Below are 15,518 nucleotides of genomic sequence, written 5' to 3'. Positions count from 1 at the left end.
ATCCGGAGGCACAAAAAATGTTACGCTCAATGTTTACGGCCATCAGCGCCTTGAATCTGCACCAGAATTATCTGGATGTGGTTGCCAACAACCTCGCCAATGCCAACACAACCGGCTTCAAAGCCAGCCGGGTTCTGTTCCACGATCAGTTTTCGCAATTGATGAACCCCGGCGCCAGCCCCAGTTCTACGCTGGGCGGCACCAACCCCATTCAAATCGGGTTGGGTTTGCAACTGGGCTTCATCTCGCCGATTTTTACGCAGGGGATGCTGCAAAGCACCGGCCGCAACATGGATTTAGCCCTGCAGGGTGATGGCTTTTTCATCTACGGGCGCGGAACGCAGCGCAACTACTCGCGGGAAGGCTCAATTGCCATGGATTCGGAAGGTTATCTGGTTAATTCCTCGACCGGTTTGCGGTTGCAAGGCTGGCAGGCGGACGCGGCTGGAAACCTTGATTTCAACATCCCGATCGGCGATATCCGCCTGAACGCCAACCGCACGCTGGCGCGCGCCACCAACACGGTCAACTACGGGGGTAATCTGAGCGCCGATACGGCCATCGGCGGATCGGTTACCACAACCATGGGGGTGTACGACTCGCTGGGGGTGCTGCACACGGCTTCGGTGCAATTCACCCGCACGGCTGCAAATACCTGGACATGGCAGGTCACTGCCCCGACCGGCGCAACCGGGCAGGGTACCCTCGTGTTCGATGGTGACGGGCATTATGTCAGCAATACGGTCGGGACAGCGGTTTCCATTCCTGCCAGTCCGGGAGCCAACCCGATCAACAACCTGAACCTCAATCTTTCCTCCGCCACCATGCTGTCCGGTTCCAGCAGCATCACCGTCCAGAGTCAGGACGGTCTGCCGACCGGCACCGTTTCGGATGTGTACATCTCGCCGAACGATGGGGCGATCATTCTGGTCTACTCCAATGGCATGCGCGAAAAAGTGGCTCAGATTGCGCTGGCACGCTTCAACAACCCGGCCGGTCTGATTCACGTTGGCCACACCAGTTTCCAGCAGGGTCTCAACTCCGGCGAGCCGGAAATCGGTCTGCCCGGCACTGGCGGGCGTGGTCTGGTGGCGGCTGGCTATCTGGAAGCCTCCAATGTGGACATGGCGCAGGAATTTACCAACATGATTCTGGCGCAGCGCGGTTTTCAGGCGTCCTCGCGGGTGATCACCACTTCGGATGAAATTCTGCAGGAACTGGTCAACCTGAAACGCTAAGCCTAGAAGCATACGGCTGGCGCACCGCACTGGGTGCGCCAGCCAATTGAATTGGATGAAAGGGCTTTTATGAATATCCAGGCGCCCCTCCCGCTCAACCCCAGCCCGAATATAGCCCAACCCGATTCGGGGCTGCGCCTGTTTCAGCGGGTGACGGCCGAGATTTTGCAAATCAACGGCACGCAAGCGGTCATTTCCATAGACGGCCACCCGATTGTAGCGCGGCTGGTCTCCCAGCAGGAAGCCGCTCAACTGGCGGGGAAGAAGGTCGCTCAATTCATCGTGACGGCGATGGATCAGGAGGCGATCACACTCAAGATTTTCAATCCGCCTCAACCCAGCGCGGCAGGGAGTGGAGTCGGTTTACCCGTGCAGGAAATGGCGCTGCGCATTCTGCAGGAGTATGGTTTGCCGGTGCGCCCGGAGTTGCTGCTGCTGGCACGGGCGGCGCTGGCGCAGCACCTTGAAATCAGCCCCGAAAACCTGCAAAAAATGCTGGCTGCGCTGGGGGGCGGGAGTTGGGGCCAGGCTGAAGCGGAAATGGCGGCTGCCATGCTGGCAGCCGGTTTGCCGTTGAATGAGGAAACCCTGGCAGTAGCCCTGCGTGCTCGCTCCATTTACCCGCAGGGGTTGGTTAATCTGATTGGAGGTCTGCAATCCGCTCAGGCCAATCCCTCCCTGACAGCGGAGCAGACAAAGTTGCTGCAAACCTTACAAAATCTTTTTCAGCATCTGCTGCTGCCGGCAGGAGCAGATGCTCAAACGCTTGCCAGCCGCATCCGTGAGGCGGTTCGTTTTGGGGGGAGAACACTCGAAAACATCCTGCTGAGAGCCGGTGAGGGGATCGAGGGACAGCCCGGACAGTCACATTGGATGGAAGCGGTGCGTCTGATTACTGCACTGCGTCAAAACGGTTTGGGTGAAGTTGCCGAGCAGGTTCAACGCTTTCTGGATCAGGCGCGTATGAGCGGGCTGCTCAACCTGCCCCCGCAGCCCGTCCCCGGGGAGGGGGCCTGGGCGGAAGCCAGAATGCTGCTTGCCCGTCCAGTATCGGGGGATGAGCGGGGTTTTCTACCGGTGCGCCTGCGCGTGGCGCGCCGCGAGAAAGGTGGGGCAGCCCGGATTGATCCTCTGCACACCACCTTGAATATTCAGGTCGAGGTACAGCCGGATCGGGTCTTTCAGGTGGCGCTTTCGGTGGTCGGCAGGCAGATGCGGGTGGTTGTGACCGCGCCGGATGTGCAATGGCTGAGCGAAACCCGCAGCGAGATGCCCTCTTTGGAAGAGGCGTTGCAGGATTTGGGCTACAACCTGCAAGACAGCCGGGTGGAAGTGGGGCAGGTGGATTGGATGCCGTCCGCCCTGAGTCCTGCGCCGGCGCGCCCCTCGCTGGCATGGGTTGATCTGGAGGTGTGAGCGGTGAACCGCCGGGTACGCTTTTACAGTGGGGAAAAAAGGGCGGCGTCCCGTCGTCCAACGGCGGCTGCTCTGGCTTACGACCCGCAGACAGATGGGGCGCCGCGGGTGGTCGCCAGCGGCAGGGGGAAAATTGCCGAGCAGATTGTGGCGCTGGCGCGTCAGTATCAGGTGCCGGTTTACGAAGACCCCGAATTGAGCGCAGCACTGGCCATGCTCAATCTTGATGAGGAGATTCCGCCGGAGCTTTATCTGGTGGTGGCGGAGGTACTGGCGTACATCTACCGGGTTGTCCAGAAAAAGGGTCTCTAAACACAGGAAATCTGTAACAAATTTTGTCCTTATTCGTCTTATACTTCAGGTTATGACGAAAGCCGCGCCGCACTTCATCAGCGACGACGACCTGCTGAAACGAGTCTCCTCTGGTGACAAGGAAGCCTATGGCATGTTGTACGAACGCTATCTGGTGCCTGTTTACCGGTACTGCTATTTTCGTATTGGCAGCCAATTGGATGCGGAGGATTTGACGGAAATGATTTTTCTCAAAGCCTGGGAAAATCTGCCCAAAAAGCAGGTTCAGTCGTTTCGAGCGTGGCTCTACCGCATCGCGCATAATCAGGTGGTGGATTACCTGCGTACCCGCAAGAATACCGTCACACTGGAACCATTGGAAATTCCGGCTGATGGGCAGGGTAATCCCGAACAGGTGCTGCTGAACCGTGAAGACGGGCGTGTGCTGGCACGAGCCATTGCCCGGCTGGACGAACAGGATCAGGAAGTGCTGGTCTGCCGGTTTGTCAGCCAGCTCAGCCACGCTGAAACGGCTGCTGTGCTTGGTGTGAGTGAAAGTCATGTGCGTGTTTTGCAATTCCGGGCTTTGAAAAAACTACAAGCCCTGCTGGATAGAGGAGGGAAACAGGATGGATGAAAATCTGGAAGTAATCTTCGATGAGTGCCTGCAAGCGGTAGAAAGCGGCCGATGGAGCATCGAAGAGTGTTTGCAACATTATCCCGCTCAGCGGCAGGAATTGGAAGGTCTGCTGAAGATGGCTATGCATGTGCGCACGGCCGGCATGGTCGAGCCGCGGGCAGCGTTCCGCCGCTCAGCGCGGGCGCGCCTTAGCGCACGTCTCCCCGACGTTCCGGCTGTAACGAATCGCAATCCGTTTCGTCTCTTTAAGCAAATTTCCACTCAACCCCTGCAATGGTCAAGGAGAATGGTGATGAACTGGATAGCGATTGTGGTTTTGCTGGCAAGCCTGTTCGGCGGAGGAGCTGCTGTGCAGGCATCCGGTCAGGCTTTGCCTGACAGCCCTCTGTATCCGCTGAAAACCGGGATTGAATCCCTGCGTCTGGCGGTGAGTAGTGAGCCGGCTCAAACTCAACTGGCGCTGGAATTTGCCAACCGTCGGTTAGAGGAAGCCGAAAAGTTAATTGAAAATCAGGTCTATGATTATCTCCCGGAAGTCGTCGCTGGTTACTGGCAGCTGACTCGACAGGCATTGGAAAAAACCAGCCTGACCGAAGGTTTGATGGAGAATTCGGCGGACAACCCGGCTGAATTGATTGCCCGGCAGGTGGATACGATGACGGCTTTGCTGGATCAACTGCCGGCCGATCAACTGAGCGCGCTTGAACAGAGCCTTGGGGAGGAAACCCCTGCGCCTGAGCCGGTTGAAGGAGAAGAACCTCCCCAAAACGAGCCTCCGTTGGCGGGTTGCACCAACCAGACTCATCCGGTAGGCGTGAAGCTGGCGGCCACCTATGCCGTTCCATACGAAACGGTGATGGGCTGGTTCTGTCAGGGCTTTGGTTTTGGTGAGATTGTGCTTGCCCTGCAGGCCAGTCAGCACAGCGAGTTGACTCCGGAGGAAATCCTGCTGCTCAAAGTCGAATTGGGCGGTTGGGGTGAAGTCTGGCGTCATCTGGCAATGCTGGATCAGCCGGTTGAACCCCTGCCAACGCCTACCCTGCCGGTTGAGGAAACACCATCTGACGCAACCGAAATACCAACTCCCGAAGGTACCGTCACACCGACGCCGGAGCTGGTCAATCAGGGTAATTACTGCTCCGACTTAACCCAGCAGCATCCGGTTGGCGCAAAGCTGGCGGCAGAATATGGCGTGACTTACGAACAGGTGATGGGCTGGTTCTGCCAGGGGTACGGCATGGGCGAGATCATGCTAGCCCTGCAAGCCAGCCAGAAATCCGGCTTGCCCGCCGATCAATTCTTTGCCATGAAACAGCAACAGGGCGGTTGGGGCAAGGTCTGGCAGGAGATGGGCTGGATTGGCAAAGACCGCAAATCACCGCCTGGCGAGGCTGAAGAGCCGGTCACCACACCGCAAGCCACTCCCAGCCCGGAGACGATCAATAAACCCGGCGCACAACCGCCAGCCGGTGGTGGAAAACCGGCGGATGAAAATCCGGGCAAGAAAGTTACCCCGCCCGGCTTGAATAAACCTCCCAAAGACAAACAGCCGCCCGTAAATCCGGGCCAGGGAAGCCCTGATTGAGCGGCGGATCATTCCTCATCAACCGGCAGGCAGTTCCCCCTGCCGGTTGTTTTTTTATAAAAGCGGCGGCAGTCGTCGGTGCCAGTCCGTGTGTTGCTGGTAGTGGTAAGCCACGGAGAAGAGCAGGTCTTCGCGAAAGTGAGAAGCCATGATTTGCATGCCGACCGGCAAGCCTTGCCGGTCAAATCCCACCGGGAAAGCCAGCCCCGGCACACCGGCCAGATTGGTTGGCAGAGTGAACACATCTTCGAGATACATTGCCAGCGGGTCATCGCGGTGTTCACCCACCCGAAAAGCGGTGGTTGGCGTAACCGGCGTGGCGATGATATCCACCTGTTGAAATGCCTCTTCAAAATCCCGACGAATGAGCGTGCGGACTTTCTGGGCTTGTCCGTAGTAAGCCTCGTAATAACCGGCCGAGAGGGCATAGGTGCCCAGCATGATGCGCCGTTTGACTTCTGCTCCAAAACCCCGCGAACGGCTCAGGTTGAACAATTCGCCGAGGGTGTCTGCGCTGGCGCGGTAGCCAAAACGTACACCGTCATAACGCGCCAGATTGGCGGAAGCCTCTGCCGGGGCAATCAGGTAATAAACCGGCAGGGCGTATTCGGTATGCGGCAGGCTGATCTCATGCACCTCGCCACCCAGTTCTGCCAGCATCCGAATGGCTGCGCGGACCTTTTCTTCTACCTCAGGCTGCATGCCCGGCAGAAAGTATTCTTTGGGTACGCCGATCCGCAACCCCTTCAGCGTTTCGGATTCCGGGGTGTGCCAGACCGAAGGCGGCTGTTCGACGGTGGTGGCATCCAGCGGGTCAAACCCTGCCATTGGCCAGAACAAGATGGCAGCGTCTTCGGCGCTGTGCGCCAGCACACCTGCCGTATCCAGCGATGAGCCGTACGCCACCAGCCCGTAGCGGGAAACTCTGCCGTAAGTGGGCTTAATGCCGGTTACACCGCAAAAAGCCGCCGGCTGGCGGACACTCCCGCCGGTATCGGTGCCCAGCGCAGCGGGCACCATGCGGGCAGCCACGGCAGCCGCCGAACCACCGCTGGAACCGCCTGGCACGCGACCGGTATCCCACGGGTTGAAGGTTGCACCGTAGGCCGAGTTTTCGGTGGATGATCCCATTGCAAATTCATCGGTGTTGGTTTTGCCGACAATCACCACTCCCGCATCCACCAGCCGCTGGACAGCGGTGGCCGTAAAGGGAGGAACATAATTTTCCAGAATGCGAGAACCGCAGGTGCAGCGTACACCGGCAACGGTCAACAGGTCTTTGACGGCAATTGGCAGCCCAAGCAAAGATGGCAAAGTCTCATCCGGGTGGCGGTGGGCAGCGATGCGGCGCGCATCTGCCCGACGGGCATCTTCAAGGGCTTTTTCGGCGGTGAGGGTGATAAAGGCGTGAATTTTGCTTTCCAGCCGTTCGATTTGTTCAATACAGGCACGGGTCAATTCCTCACTCGAAAGTGAGCCGTTTTGTAGGGACTGCAACGCCTGCCGGACGGTAAGGGTGAGCCGATCATCCATGCGATTCACTCCAGCACCGGCGGCACGCGGAAGTATCCCTGGTAGGGGAAGGGGGCATTCGCCAGAATCACCTGCTGCGGCAAAGCCGGGCGTGGTTCGTCCTCCCGCAGCCGACTGCGCGGCGGCAGAACGCTGGAAGTGGGTGGAATGTCGCGTGTATCCACCTGCTGCAAACGCGCTGCATAATCCAGAATGGCCGAGAGCTGCTCCCGAAAGCGAATTTTTTCTTCTTCACTCAGGTGCAGGCGCGCCAGCTGGGCAATGTGTTCAACTTCCGCCAGAGTCAGAGTCATGCGGCGTATTATAATAGACAGTATGACTTCACTGCAACCAAAACGGGCAACGTCTGGTGGTCTTTTGGAGGGAGGGAGAGGATGAAAGAGCCGATATCCGCTGAAATGGCGCACCGTTTACGGGGGTACTTCAAGAAGGGCAATTTACTGATGGTGTGGCTGTGGCGCCTGGGACTGGGCAAACACATTAACGCTGCTCCCAAATACGCCGGGCAAGTGATGGTGCTGGAACACAGCGGCAGAAAGAGCGGCAAACGTTACCGCACGCCGGTCAATTACGCCATTGTCAACGGCGAGATCTACTGTGTGGCTGGTTTTGGGCAGGTTTCGGACTGGTATCGCAACATCATTGTCAACCCGCAGGTGGAGGTGTGGCTACCGGATGGCTGGTGGGCTGGAATTGCCGAGGAAGTGCTGGATGCGGATGTACGCCTGCCGATTATGCGGCAGGTGCTGATCGCCAGCGGTTTTGCGGCGCGGTTGTTTGGGGTTGACCCGATCAAACTCAATGATGAAGAATTGGAACGCCTGACCCGCGATTACCGCTTGATCCGTATCCGCCGCACGGTTGCCCGAACCGGTGAAGGCGGGCCAGGCGACCTGGCATGGGTATGGCCGCTGACGACCTTCTTCCTGCTGTTTCTGCTGCTCAAGCGCCGCCCGCGCAAAGGATGAGGTAATCGGCGTGCTTGAGAATCCGACTGCTGTGCCGTTCTGGAAACGCAAATCGCTGGAGGAAATGACCCCTGCCGAGTGGGAATCGCTGTGCGATGGCTGCGGCTGGTGCTGTCTCTACCGTATCGAAGATGAGGAGAGCGGAGCGATTCTGACCACTGCGGTTGCCTGCCGTCTGCTGGATTTGAAAACCTGCCGTTGCAAGGATTACCCAAACCGCTTCCAAAAAGTCAGCACCTGCGTACGAATCACCCCCGAAACCGCGCGCACTTTTACATGGCTGCCGGAGACCTGTGCTTACCGGCGGTTGGCGCTGGGCAAAGACCTGCCGGACTGGCACCCGCTGATCAGCGGCGATCCGCGCAGCGTTCACCGCGCCGGCGCATCTGCTTTGGGGAGGGCAATTTCTGAATTAGGGGTAGACCTGGACGATTTGGAAAATTACATTTTGGATGAGGAGTGAAATGAGTTCTCAACTGGTTCCATTTTTGATTGAAGCCAAACGCCATGCTTACGCTGCCGGCATGACTGCCAGCGTCGAGCCGCTCCTGCCGGGCAGCATTCAACTGGAATACCGCCTGGGAGACTGGTTCTACCGGGACGTGTACTTTGGGGAAGAGTTCTTCGCCGGGCAGGAGATGGTTTATTATCGCAACCGGCCGTGGTGGTCAATGGTCTATGCCGGGGGGGTGAAGCTGGAAGAGCCGCCTGCCGGGCAGATTTTTCAATTCTTGCGGCAAGCCCTGCAACAAGTGGATGCCCAGGCGCCTTTCCGCGGGCCGGATTCCTTTGAGGACGGCGATTTTCGCTATGCCTGTGCATGGCGCGGCACGGTCGAATGGTTCGAGGGAATGGAAGTCATTTTCCATCGCGAACGGATTGCCTATCAGTTGACCTTCAGCGGAGGGATGATCAACTGAGTAAAAGCGGATTCTGGCGCATCCTTGCGCTGCTGGCTTTGATTGCAGGGCTGGCAGGAATGTTCGCGGCGCTGGCGGGTTTCCCGCTGGTGCGTTCTTTGATGGACGGACTTGCAGCCGATGGCGCAATGGATGGGTTCACCCCTGAACGGCATTGGATGCTGCGCCCGGCCTTCGCTCTGGCGGGCCTGTCGGCTTTGGTGCTGGCGTGGATGATTGACCGTAAACCGCACTGGTTGAAGGAAAGTTCCCTGAAACTCCGCCGCGGATGGCAGGATCTGCGGACTGATTTCCGTCCGGCGGGGGCGGAAAGGGCGGAGTGGCTGCGCCTGGGGTTGCTGATTGCCGCTGCTATCGCCTTGCGAATTCCGTTTCTGGATCAGCCGCTTGGGCATGACGAAGCCTATACCTATATTGGCTTTGCGCGCCGTTCCCTGTGGGCGGTGATCAGCGATTATCATTTGCCCAATAATCATGTGTTTCATAGCATTCTGGTTCACCTTTCAACCCGTTTGCTGGGAGATGCCCCGGCGGTGATGCGCCTGCCGGCTTTTTTGGGCGGAGTTTTGAGTGTGGCGGCTGCCTACGGACTGGGCAGGGTCTGGTACAACCGCCGGGCTGGCTGGCTGGCAGCCGGTCTGGTAGCGGTTACGCCCCTGCTGGTGGGCGGTTCGGCTGACGGGCGGGGATATACGTTGCTGGCTTGCTTCAGCCTGGCAGCCTGGACACTGGCGACGTATCTCAAAACGCATCCCAATTGGGCGGGATGGCTGATTTTCTCATGGATTGCTGCGCTGGGTTTTTACACCGTGCCGGTCATGCTCTATCCGCTGGGGGCGTCGTATCTGTGGTTATTCCTTTCTGCATGGGTGGAGCCGCAAATCTCTCAGGCATACGGCAGCCGTCAGCGATTTTGGCTGGCGTTGATTGTCAGCGGTCTGCTCGGTGGAGTGGGGATTTACGTCCTTTACCTTCCGGTTTTGCTGGTCAGCGGCCCGCAAAGTCTGTTTGGCAATCCCTTTGTTCAACCACTGGGGTGGGATGTTTTCTGGCCAACCCTGTTGACTCGCTTGAGTGAAACATGGCGGGAATGGCAGATGGATGTACATCCCTTCTTCACTATTTGGGCGGTGGCGGGGGTGATTCTGGCGTTGATGTTTCATCCGACGGCCAGCCGTCAGCGTGTGCCGGTATTATTTCCAGTAGGGTTGTGGGTGGGTTTGCTTTTAATTGTTCAACGGCCGAACGCCTGGCGAAAGATCTGGATCTGGTTGTTGGTGCTACTGCTGGTGCTGGCAGCCGCTGGCTGGGTGGCGTTTTTCGATTGGTGGAGCAAACGAAAAAAATGGCCTGCGAATTTGAGTGGGATTGTGGTCCAGGGCTGGGTGATCGTTTTGATCCTGCTGGCAATGCCCTGGGCAATTCAGAAAGGGATGCAACTGGCCAAGCCGGCCGCCCCCGAACTCACGGCGGTCTGGCTGGCGGAACATCTGGGGGCGGACGGCGTGGTGATTGCCGATGGAATGGACGCACCGCCGATCTGGTATTATCTGCTGCGAGCCGGCGGCCAATCCGAATGGTTTGATAAACTCAACCAGCGCGATTCTATTATGCAGGCGTTTGTGGTGGTCAATACCCGTGACCCAAACCAGAGCCTTGAATCGCTTCTCGAACGGACAGAGGATTGGCGCCAACCGCTCACCAGCGCGGGATGCCAGCCGGCGATGATGATCGAACCGTACCGGATTTACCGGTGTGCCCCACCTTAGAAGTACAAATCGGCAGCCGTTTGCGGCTCCATCTGTTCGTTGATCAAGTCATCCAGCTCGTTCAAAATTTCCAGCTTGCGGCGGACGATGTAATTTTCAAGCCAGCGGGTTTGCTCTTCGCTGGGGAAAATTCGTACACCCAGATACATCATCGTCGAACCAACACGGCGGCGGCAAACCACCTGTCCGTGCACGTCCATGGGAGTGGTGGGGGTCAGGTCAAAGCGCAAATCCACCGGTGTGTTGACCAGCACATCGAACTGCGGTTGATCCCCAATGTAAAGCATCAGCCCGGCACCGTGCAGAGAAATATCCCGCAGGCTGGCTGAGTAGATGCGGTTGTGGAGTTTCAGCATGACCTCGATGGGTCGGTCGGGTTGGACGCGCTGCTCCATGCGGTCAAACCACAAGTTGCCGTTGAAAGAAAAGTCGCTCAGCCTTAATTCCTGCGGATTGGTATTGAGCAGTTGAGGTTTGGCGCGTACTGTTTCGGGCAGCACCCGCGAATACAGGTACACCGGGTCTCGCAAAGTCACGCACACTTGCAGGCGGGGAGCGCGGAACGTGATGGAATCCACTCCAATTTTGATTGGCTCAATCCGTTCGATGAAATGTACCCCTTTGTAGGTGCTGACCAGATTGAGCGGTACACGCTGAAAAGCCAGCGACTTGACGGCCTGTAAGGCATCATTCAGAAATGGGTATGACATCACAACCACCTCCCTGAAACTGAGTAAAAAAAGACCCTGACTTTTTGACAGGGTCACCTGGGATGAATGATCAGATGCGCAAATTCAGGCGACCCGATGACGAGCGCGGCGAATCAGTACGAATAACGCGTGGGAGCGGATTGGTATGGACAACTTGTACTCCACGATTAAAGTATAGCAAAAATCTCTTTCAATTTCTATCCATTTGCCGACTTTTTAAGATTTGGAACGCCAGGGATGAATTGAAATCCCACGCCGGGTTGTGTGGGTCTTAATCATTTGTTAGCCGGGTTATAACACCCCCTTATCAAAAAGTTGAATGGCTCTTAAATCTGGCAAGGATACTTAATGTAGGGAATTTTCATCCGGGTTATATGGCGGAGGAAGCAGGGGAATGGCGAAGAGAATTTTACTGATCGGCGGATCGCTCAATCAAACCATGATGATGCACAAAATTGCCCAGGCTTTACCGGAACATGAATGCGTGTTCACGCCTTTTTACGCCGAAGGGCTGATGGGCTGGGCTGCCCGCCATGGGCTACTGGATTTTACCATTTTGGGCGGGCGGCATCGCCGGGAAACAGAGGCTTACTTGCAGCGCCATCATCTGCCGGTGGATTTTGGCGGCCAGCGGGGTAATTACGATCTGGTGGTGACCTGTACGGATTTGATCGTTCAGCGCAACATTCGCAAAAAGCCGATTGTGCTGGTGCAGGAGGGGATGACCGAGCCGGAGGGCCTGCGTTATCAGCTGGTCAAAGATTTACGCCTGCCGCGCTGGCTGGCGAACACAGCGGCAACCGGGCTTTCTGATCAGTACGAGGCTTTTTGTGTGGCCTCCACCGGTTATCGGGATTTGTTCATCCGCAAGGGAATCCGCCCCGAAAAGATCTTTGTCACCGGCATCCCCAATTACGACAATGCCCGTCAGTACCTTGAAAACGATTTTCCCTACCGCGGGTACGTACTGGCGGCTACTTCTGCCAGCCGTGAAACCGGTAAACTGCACAACCGGCTGGCATTTTTGCAACGGGCATTGCAAATTGCCGACGGGCGGCCGCTGTTTATCAAACTGCACCCAAACGAAAATGTTGAACTGGCCATGTTGGAGATCAAATGGATTGCACCGTTTGCGCGGGTTTTCACCGATGGTAATGTGCACCACATGATTGCCAATTGTGATGCACTGGTCGTGGAAAATTCGACGGTGATCTACACAGCGCTGGCGTTGGGTAAGCCGGTGTATGCGGAAGTGGATGTGGAACAGGCGCGCCGGCTACTTCCGCTTCAGAATGGGGGAACCTCGGCGGAAAAGATTGCAAATGTTTGCCGGTACATCCTTGCTCTGCCGGAACGGAAGCGCCGGCAGGTGATGCGCCGCTATCGGCTGCAACTGGCCCGTCAGGCTTCGCATGTCCGCGCATGACCACCGGCGAGATTCCCATGCTCACCTCCCCCCTCAGCGTAAAATCGTTGACCTGTATACTGCGCTGGAATATGAAATCTTTCGGGTTTCCGGCTGGTCAACCGAGGATTGGCGCAGGCGCATGGCAAGCAGGTTGTTGAAGCGCCCGCTTTACCGCATGGCGGAGGTTCTGGCGGGATTGGATGATGATATCCGCCGCTTTGGGCTGAGGGTGGGGTTGACGCGCTTTCTAGGGCAGTTTACCTGCAACATCGAGTGGGCCGCCGAGCAGTCCATTCCGCAGTGTGGTCCGCTGATTGTGGCTTGCAACCATCCCGGTACTTTTGACGGGTTCATTTTGGCTAAATTACTGCAAAGAGAGGATGTTAAGGTGATTGCCCGCGACATGCCCCTGTTGCGGGGTTTGCCGCATGTCAGCCGACATTTGATTTTTTCAACCCGCGATACGGCACAGCGGGTGAATGTGTTAAGAGAGGTAATTCAACATTTGAAGAACGGCGGCGTGCTGCTGACCTTTCCGCGCGGCACCATTGAACCGGATCCGGCTACCATGCGCGGAGCGATGCGCGAGGTGCGTGCCTGGCTGCCCAGCCTCGAATTATGGTTACGCAAAGTGCCGGAGACCAGGTTGGTCATTGGTATCATCAGTCAGGTGACTTCTCCGCTGGCTTTGAGGATGGGACGGCTGTTCTTCCGCCAGCAATGGAACGCTCAGGTAGCGGCAGAGATCGTACAGGTGGCTTTTCAGGCGCTATTCCCACAGCGCTGGAAGATTCAACCGCGGGTCACCTTTTCTGTCCCGTTGAGTTGGAATACTTTACAAAACGAGTCTCCTGGGGAAAGTCGCATCTTCCCCATGATTCAAGCGCATGTGCTGCGTTCGATGAGTGAACACCAGCGTTTATTTTATGGCGTGGAACTACCCGGTTGAGCCTGCTTCGCTCAAATGGAATCGCCATGGCATGGATTTCCACGGTTCTGGCACACGCTCGATGCCGATACGGGGGGAGGTTCGAATGACGGCGTTTAGGGGCAGGGGCGCTTCTTCAATCCACAAACCGGCTGCGGGGGTGGTCAGGTCGGCCCCGTTCAGGCTGCCGTCAATTTCCAGAGCGGCAGTGAGCTTTGCCGGCCCGTTTGTCCATTGGGGGGGCGGTTGACCGCGGCGCCGGCTGGCAATGACTTCGATCCCCTCAACCGGTTGAATGGCGCGAATCAAAACAGCCGCCGGGTAACCTTCAGCCATGCAGACAACGTTCAACAGCCAGTGCATCCCGTAGGTAAAATAGATATAAGCCCGGCCGGGTGGCCCGTACATCACCCGCGTTCGCGGGGTGTATCCGGCACGGGCGTGGCAGGCGAGGTCTTCCTCACCCCGGTAGGCCTCGGTTTCAACGATGATACCGCTCACCCGTTGACCGTTCAACCAACGCACCAGCCGCTTGCCCAGCAACTGCTGAGCAGCACAAACCACATCCTGTTCGTACCAGTTTGGCGGTAAAATGGACATAGACAGCATGAGCGTATTTTACCTGATTCTAAACTGTTGCTCAGCAGGAGGTGCAGCATGAACCTTCGCCCGGAGACTGGCTTAACTTTCGATGATGTGCTTCTGGTGCCAAAAAAATCTTCCATCCGTTCCCGTAGCGAAGTGTCCACCAAGACCACGCTTACCAAAGAGATTGAATTGAACATCCCCATCCTGTCAGCCAACATGGATACTGTGACGGAGTCATCCATGGCGATTGCGATGGCGCAGCAGGGCGGTCTGGGTATACTTCATCGTTTTATGAGTATCGAACGGCAGGCCGAGCAGGTGCGCAAGGTCAAGCGGGCTGAAAGTCTGGTGGTGTTGAATCCACTGACCATTTGCCCTTCCGCAACGGTTGCGGAGGCGCGCCAGATCATGAAGGCGGAGGATGTCGGCGGTCTGGTAGTCGTGGATGAGCAGAAGCATGTGCTGGGGCTGGTGGCAACCCGCGATGTGCTGCTGGCAACCGATGAGATGGCCTCCGTCAGCACAGTGATGACGCCGCGTGAACGGCTGGTGATGGCGCAGGCGGGGGAATCACTCGAATCGGCCCGCCAGAAATTGTATCAGGCACGGGTAGAAAAACTGCCCCTGCTGGATGAGGAAGGGCGGCTGGCAGGGCTGATTACCGTGCAGGACATCATCAAGATTCAGGACCATCCTTTTGCTACCAAAGACCAGCATGGCCGTTTGCGGGTGGGCGCTGCTGTCGGTGTGCGACCGGAGGATCTGGAGCGTGCGGCGGCCTGTGTGGAAGCCGGTGCGGATGTGCTGGTGGTGGATATTGCCCACGGCCATTCCCAGCATACGCTCGAGATGGTCAGCCGTTTGAAAAAGACTTTTCCGGTGGTTGCGCTGGTGGCAGGAAATGTGGCTACCCCGGAAGGCGTGCGCGAACTGGCGGAAGCCGGCGCCGATGCAGTCAAGGTGGGTGTGGGGGCCGGTTCAATTTGCATCACGCGGGTGGTTACCGGCTTTGGCGTGCCGCAACTGACGGCGGTAGCCGAATGCGCCGAGGAGGGTCACCGCCTGAATGTGCCCATTATCGCTGATGGCGGGATGCGCACTTCCGGTGATGTGACCAAAGCCCTGGCAGCCGGCGCCAGCGCGGTGATGTTGGGTTCCATGCTGGCCGGTACGGACGAAGCTCCCGGCGCTGAAATTGTGCGGCAGGGCCGGCGTTATAAGGTCGTGCGGGGAATGGCATCTCTTTCTGCCAATGTCGAGCGGCGCAAATTGGACAAACCGCTGCAGGAGGAGGAATACTCCGAGGAATTGTGGAGCGAAGTGGTGCCGGAAGGGGTGGAAGCGTTGGTGCCCTACCGTGGCAAGGTGCGGGATATTCTGCATCAAATTGTGGGCGGATTGCGTTCCGGGATGAGTTACGCTGGCGCTCATACCTTACAGGAACTATGGCAAAACGCTGAATTCATCCGCATTACCCCCGCCGGTCAGAAAGAATCCGGGGCGCACGATGTGAGCTTGATATAA

At 57.4% G+C, this 15,518-nt stretch carries 16 protein-coding genes; 12 read left to right on the top strand and 4 right to left on the bottom strand.

Translation table 11 applies throughout. The annotated features are described in order from the left end of the window. Positions 1–17: 17 nt before the first annotated feature. The 5 genes from AC812_RS06400 to AC812_RS06380 all read left to right on the top strand — a co-directional run bounded on the left by AC812_RS06400 (position 18) and on the right by AC812_RS06380 (position 5,170). Positions 18–1,238, top strand: a complete 1,221-nt coding sequence (locus AC812_RS06400; protein ID WP_061919255.1) for a flagellar hook protein FlgE — start codon at positions 18–20, stop codon at positions 1,236–1,238. A gap of 69 nt (positions 1,239–1,307) precedes the next feature. Further along, entirely contained in the window at positions 1,308–2,654 is a 1,347-nt protein-coding gene (locus AC812_RS06395; RefSeq protein WP_061919253.1) for a hypothetical protein, read from the top strand. A 3-nt stretch (positions 2,655–2,657) separates the two neighbouring features. Continuing rightward, positions 2,658–2,966 (top strand): EscU/YscU/HrcU family type III secretion system export apparatus switch protein, encoded by a 309-nt coding sequence (locus AC812_RS06390; protein ID WP_061919251.1) that lies wholly within the window; start codon positions 2,658–2,660, stop codon positions 2,964–2,966. A 52-nt stretch (positions 2,967–3,018) separates the two neighbouring features. Continuing rightward, the gene (locus AC812_RS06385) at positions 3,019–3,582 is read left to right on the top strand and encodes an RNA polymerase sigma factor (RefSeq protein WP_061919248.1); all 564 of its coding nucleotides are present in this window, start codon (positions 3,019–3,021) and stop codon (positions 3,580–3,582) included. Next, entirely contained in the window at positions 3,575–5,170 is a 1,596-nt protein-coding gene (locus tag AC812_RS06380; protein WP_061919246.1) for a DUF5667 domain-containing protein, read from the top strand. Before AC812_RS06385 ends, AC812_RS06380 begins: the two co-directional genes overlap by 8 nt. 54 nt (positions 5,171–5,224) lie before the next feature. Here the strand turns inward: AC812_RS06380 and gatA are convergent, their stop codons facing one another. Together gatA and gatC are read right to left on the bottom strand one after the other, a co-directional pair. Continuing rightward, a complete protein-coding gene (gene gatA, locus AC812_RS06375; protein WP_061919244.1) occupies positions 5,225–6,703 on the bottom strand; it encodes an Asp-tRNA(Asn)/Glu-tRNA(Gln) amidotransferase subunit GatA in 1,479 nt (492 codons plus the stop codon). Between the two features lie 5 nt (positions 6,704–6,708). Next, positions 6,709–6,996 (bottom strand): Asp-tRNA(Asn)/Glu-tRNA(Gln) amidotransferase subunit GatC, encoded by a 288-nt coding sequence (gene gatC / locus AC812_RS06370; RefSeq protein ID WP_061919242.1) that lies wholly within the window; start codon positions 6,994–6,996, stop codon positions 6,709–6,711. A gap of 81 nt (positions 6,997–7,077) precedes the next feature. Here gatC and AC812_RS06365 point away from each other — a divergent pair, with 81 nt between their 5' ends. Genes AC812_RS06365 through AC812_RS06350 form a run of 4 tightly spaced genes read left to right on the top strand, consistent with a single transcriptional unit; the run spans position 7,078 to position 10,360 of the window. After that, the gene (locus AC812_RS06365) at positions 7,078–7,671 is read left to right on the top strand and encodes a nitroreductase family deazaflavin-dependent oxidoreductase (RefSeq protein WP_061919241.1); all 594 of its coding nucleotides are present in this window, start codon (positions 7,078–7,080) and stop codon (positions 7,669–7,671) included. 10 nt (positions 7,672–7,681) lie between these two features. Further along, complete coding sequence (locus AC812_RS06360) at positions 7,682–8,134, top strand: YcgN family cysteine cluster protein (protein ID WP_236839277.1); 453 nt, start codon at positions 7,682–7,684, stop codon at positions 8,132–8,134. 1 nt (position 8,135) lies between these two features. Continuing rightward, entirely contained in the window at positions 8,136–8,591 is a 456-nt protein-coding gene (locus AC812_RS06355) for a DUF5680 domain-containing protein (RefSeq protein ID WP_061919239.1), read from the top strand. Positions 8,592–8,650: 59 nt separating this feature from the next. Then, on the top strand, positions 8,651–10,360 hold the full coding sequence (locus AC812_RS06350; RefSeq protein WP_061919237.1) for a glycosyltransferase family 39 protein: 1,710 nt from the start codon (positions 8,651–8,653) through the stop codon (positions 10,358–10,360). Here the strand turns inward: AC812_RS06350 and AC812_RS06345 are convergent. Continuing rightward, on the bottom strand, positions 10,357–11,070 hold the full coding sequence (locus tag AC812_RS06345; RefSeq protein WP_061919235.1) for a PilZ domain-containing protein: 714 nt from the start codon (positions 11,068–11,070) through the stop codon (positions 10,357–10,359). The genes AC812_RS06350 and AC812_RS06345 overlap by 4 nt on opposite strands. A 394-nt stretch (positions 11,071–11,464) precedes the next feature. On the opposite strand from AC812_RS06345, the gene AC812_RS06340 reads away from it, so the two are divergent. Both AC812_RS06340 and AC812_RS06335 read left to right on the top strand, forming a co-directional pair. Then, positions 11,465–12,496, top strand: coding sequence for a glycosyltransferase family protein (locus AC812_RS06340; protein WP_201797733.1), 1,032 nt, complete (start codon positions 11,465–11,467; stop codon positions 12,494–12,496). Further along, positions 12,483–13,427, top strand: coding sequence for a 1-acyl-sn-glycerol-3-phosphate acyltransferase (locus AC812_RS06335; RefSeq protein ID WP_061919233.1), 945 nt, complete (start codon positions 12,483–12,485; stop codon positions 13,425–13,427). The genes AC812_RS06340 and AC812_RS06335 overlap by 14 nt, the downstream gene beginning before the upstream one ends. Here the strand turns inward: AC812_RS06335 and AC812_RS06330 are convergent. After that, positions 13,416–14,015: a DNA-3-methyladenine glycosylase gene (locus AC812_RS06330; RefSeq protein ID WP_082149222.1), complete on the bottom strand. Its 600-nt coding sequence runs from the start codon at positions 14,013–14,015 to the stop codon at positions 13,416–13,418. The genes AC812_RS06335 and AC812_RS06330 overlap by 12 nt on opposite strands. A 48-nt stretch (positions 14,016–14,063) precedes the next feature. Here AC812_RS06330 and guaB point away from each other — a divergent pair, with 48 nt between their 5' ends. After that, entirely contained in the window at positions 14,064–15,518 is a 1,455-nt protein-coding gene (gene guaB / locus AC812_RS06325) for an IMP dehydrogenase (RefSeq protein WP_061919229.1), read from the top strand.

It is taken from the genome of Bellilinea caldifistulae (genome assembly GCF_001306055.1).
In the GTDB taxonomy this organism is placed as follows: domain Bacteria; phylum Chloroflexota; class Anaerolineae; order Anaerolineales; family Anaerolineaceae; genus Bellilinea; species Bellilinea caldifistulae.
The sequence above is the reverse complement of the archived record's forward strand: the minus strand, read 5'-3'. Positions and strand labels throughout refer to the sequence as shown.

Bases quoted from the DNA above. Each gene is read 5' to 3' on its own strand.
- AC812_RS06365 (WP_061919241.1), top strand. From the start codon at position 7,078: ATGAAAGAGCCGATATCCGCTGAAATGGCGCACCGTTTACGGGGGTAC.
- AC812_RS06330 (WP_082149222.1), bottom strand. From the start codon at position 14,015: ATGCTGTCTATGTCCATTTTACCGCCAAACTGGTACGAACAGGATGTG.
- AC812_RS06380 (WP_061919246.1), top strand. From the start codon at position 3,575: ATGGATGAAAATCTGGAAGTAATCTTCGATGAGTGCCTGCAAGCGGTA.
- AC812_RS06385 (WP_061919248.1), top strand. From the start codon at position 3,019: ATGACGAAAGCCGCGCCGCACTTCATCAGCGACGACGACCTGCTGAAA.
- AC812_RS06355 (WP_061919239.1), top strand. From the start codon at position 8,136: ATGAGTTCTCAACTGGTTCCATTTTTGATTGAAGCCAAACGCCATGCT.
- guaB (WP_061919229.1), top strand. From the start codon at position 14,064: ATGAACCTTCGCCCGGAGACTGGCTTAACTTTCGATGATGTGCTTCTG.
- gatA (WP_061919244.1), bottom strand. From the start codon at position 6,703: ATGGATGATCGGCTCACCCTTACCGTCCGGCAGGCGTTGCAGTCCCTA.
- AC812_RS06340 (WP_201797733.1), top strand. From the start codon at position 11,465: ATGGCGAAGAGAATTTTACTGATCGGCGGATCGCTCAATCAAACCATG.
- AC812_RS06345 (WP_061919235.1), bottom strand. From the start codon at position 11,070: ATGTCATACCCATTTCTGAATGATGCCTTACAGGCCGTCAAGTCGCTG.
- AC812_RS06335 (WP_061919233.1), top strand. From the start codon at position 12,483: ATGTCCGCGCATGACCACCGGCGAGATTCCCATGCTCACCTCCCCCCT.
- AC812_RS06400 (WP_061919255.1), top strand. From the start codon at position 18: ATGTTACGCTCAATGTTTACGGCCATCAGCGCCTTGAATCTGCACCAG.
- gatC (WP_061919242.1), bottom strand. From the start codon at position 6,996: ATGACTCTGACTCTGGCGGAAGTTGAACACATTGCCCAGCTGGCGCGC.
- AC812_RS06350 (WP_061919237.1), top strand. From the start codon at position 8,651: ATGTTCGCGGCGCTGGCGGGTTTCCCGCTGGTGCGTTCTTTGATGGAC.
- AC812_RS06395 (WP_061919253.1), top strand. From the start codon at position 1,308: ATGAATATCCAGGCGCCCCTCCCGCTCAACCCCAGCCCGAATATAGCC.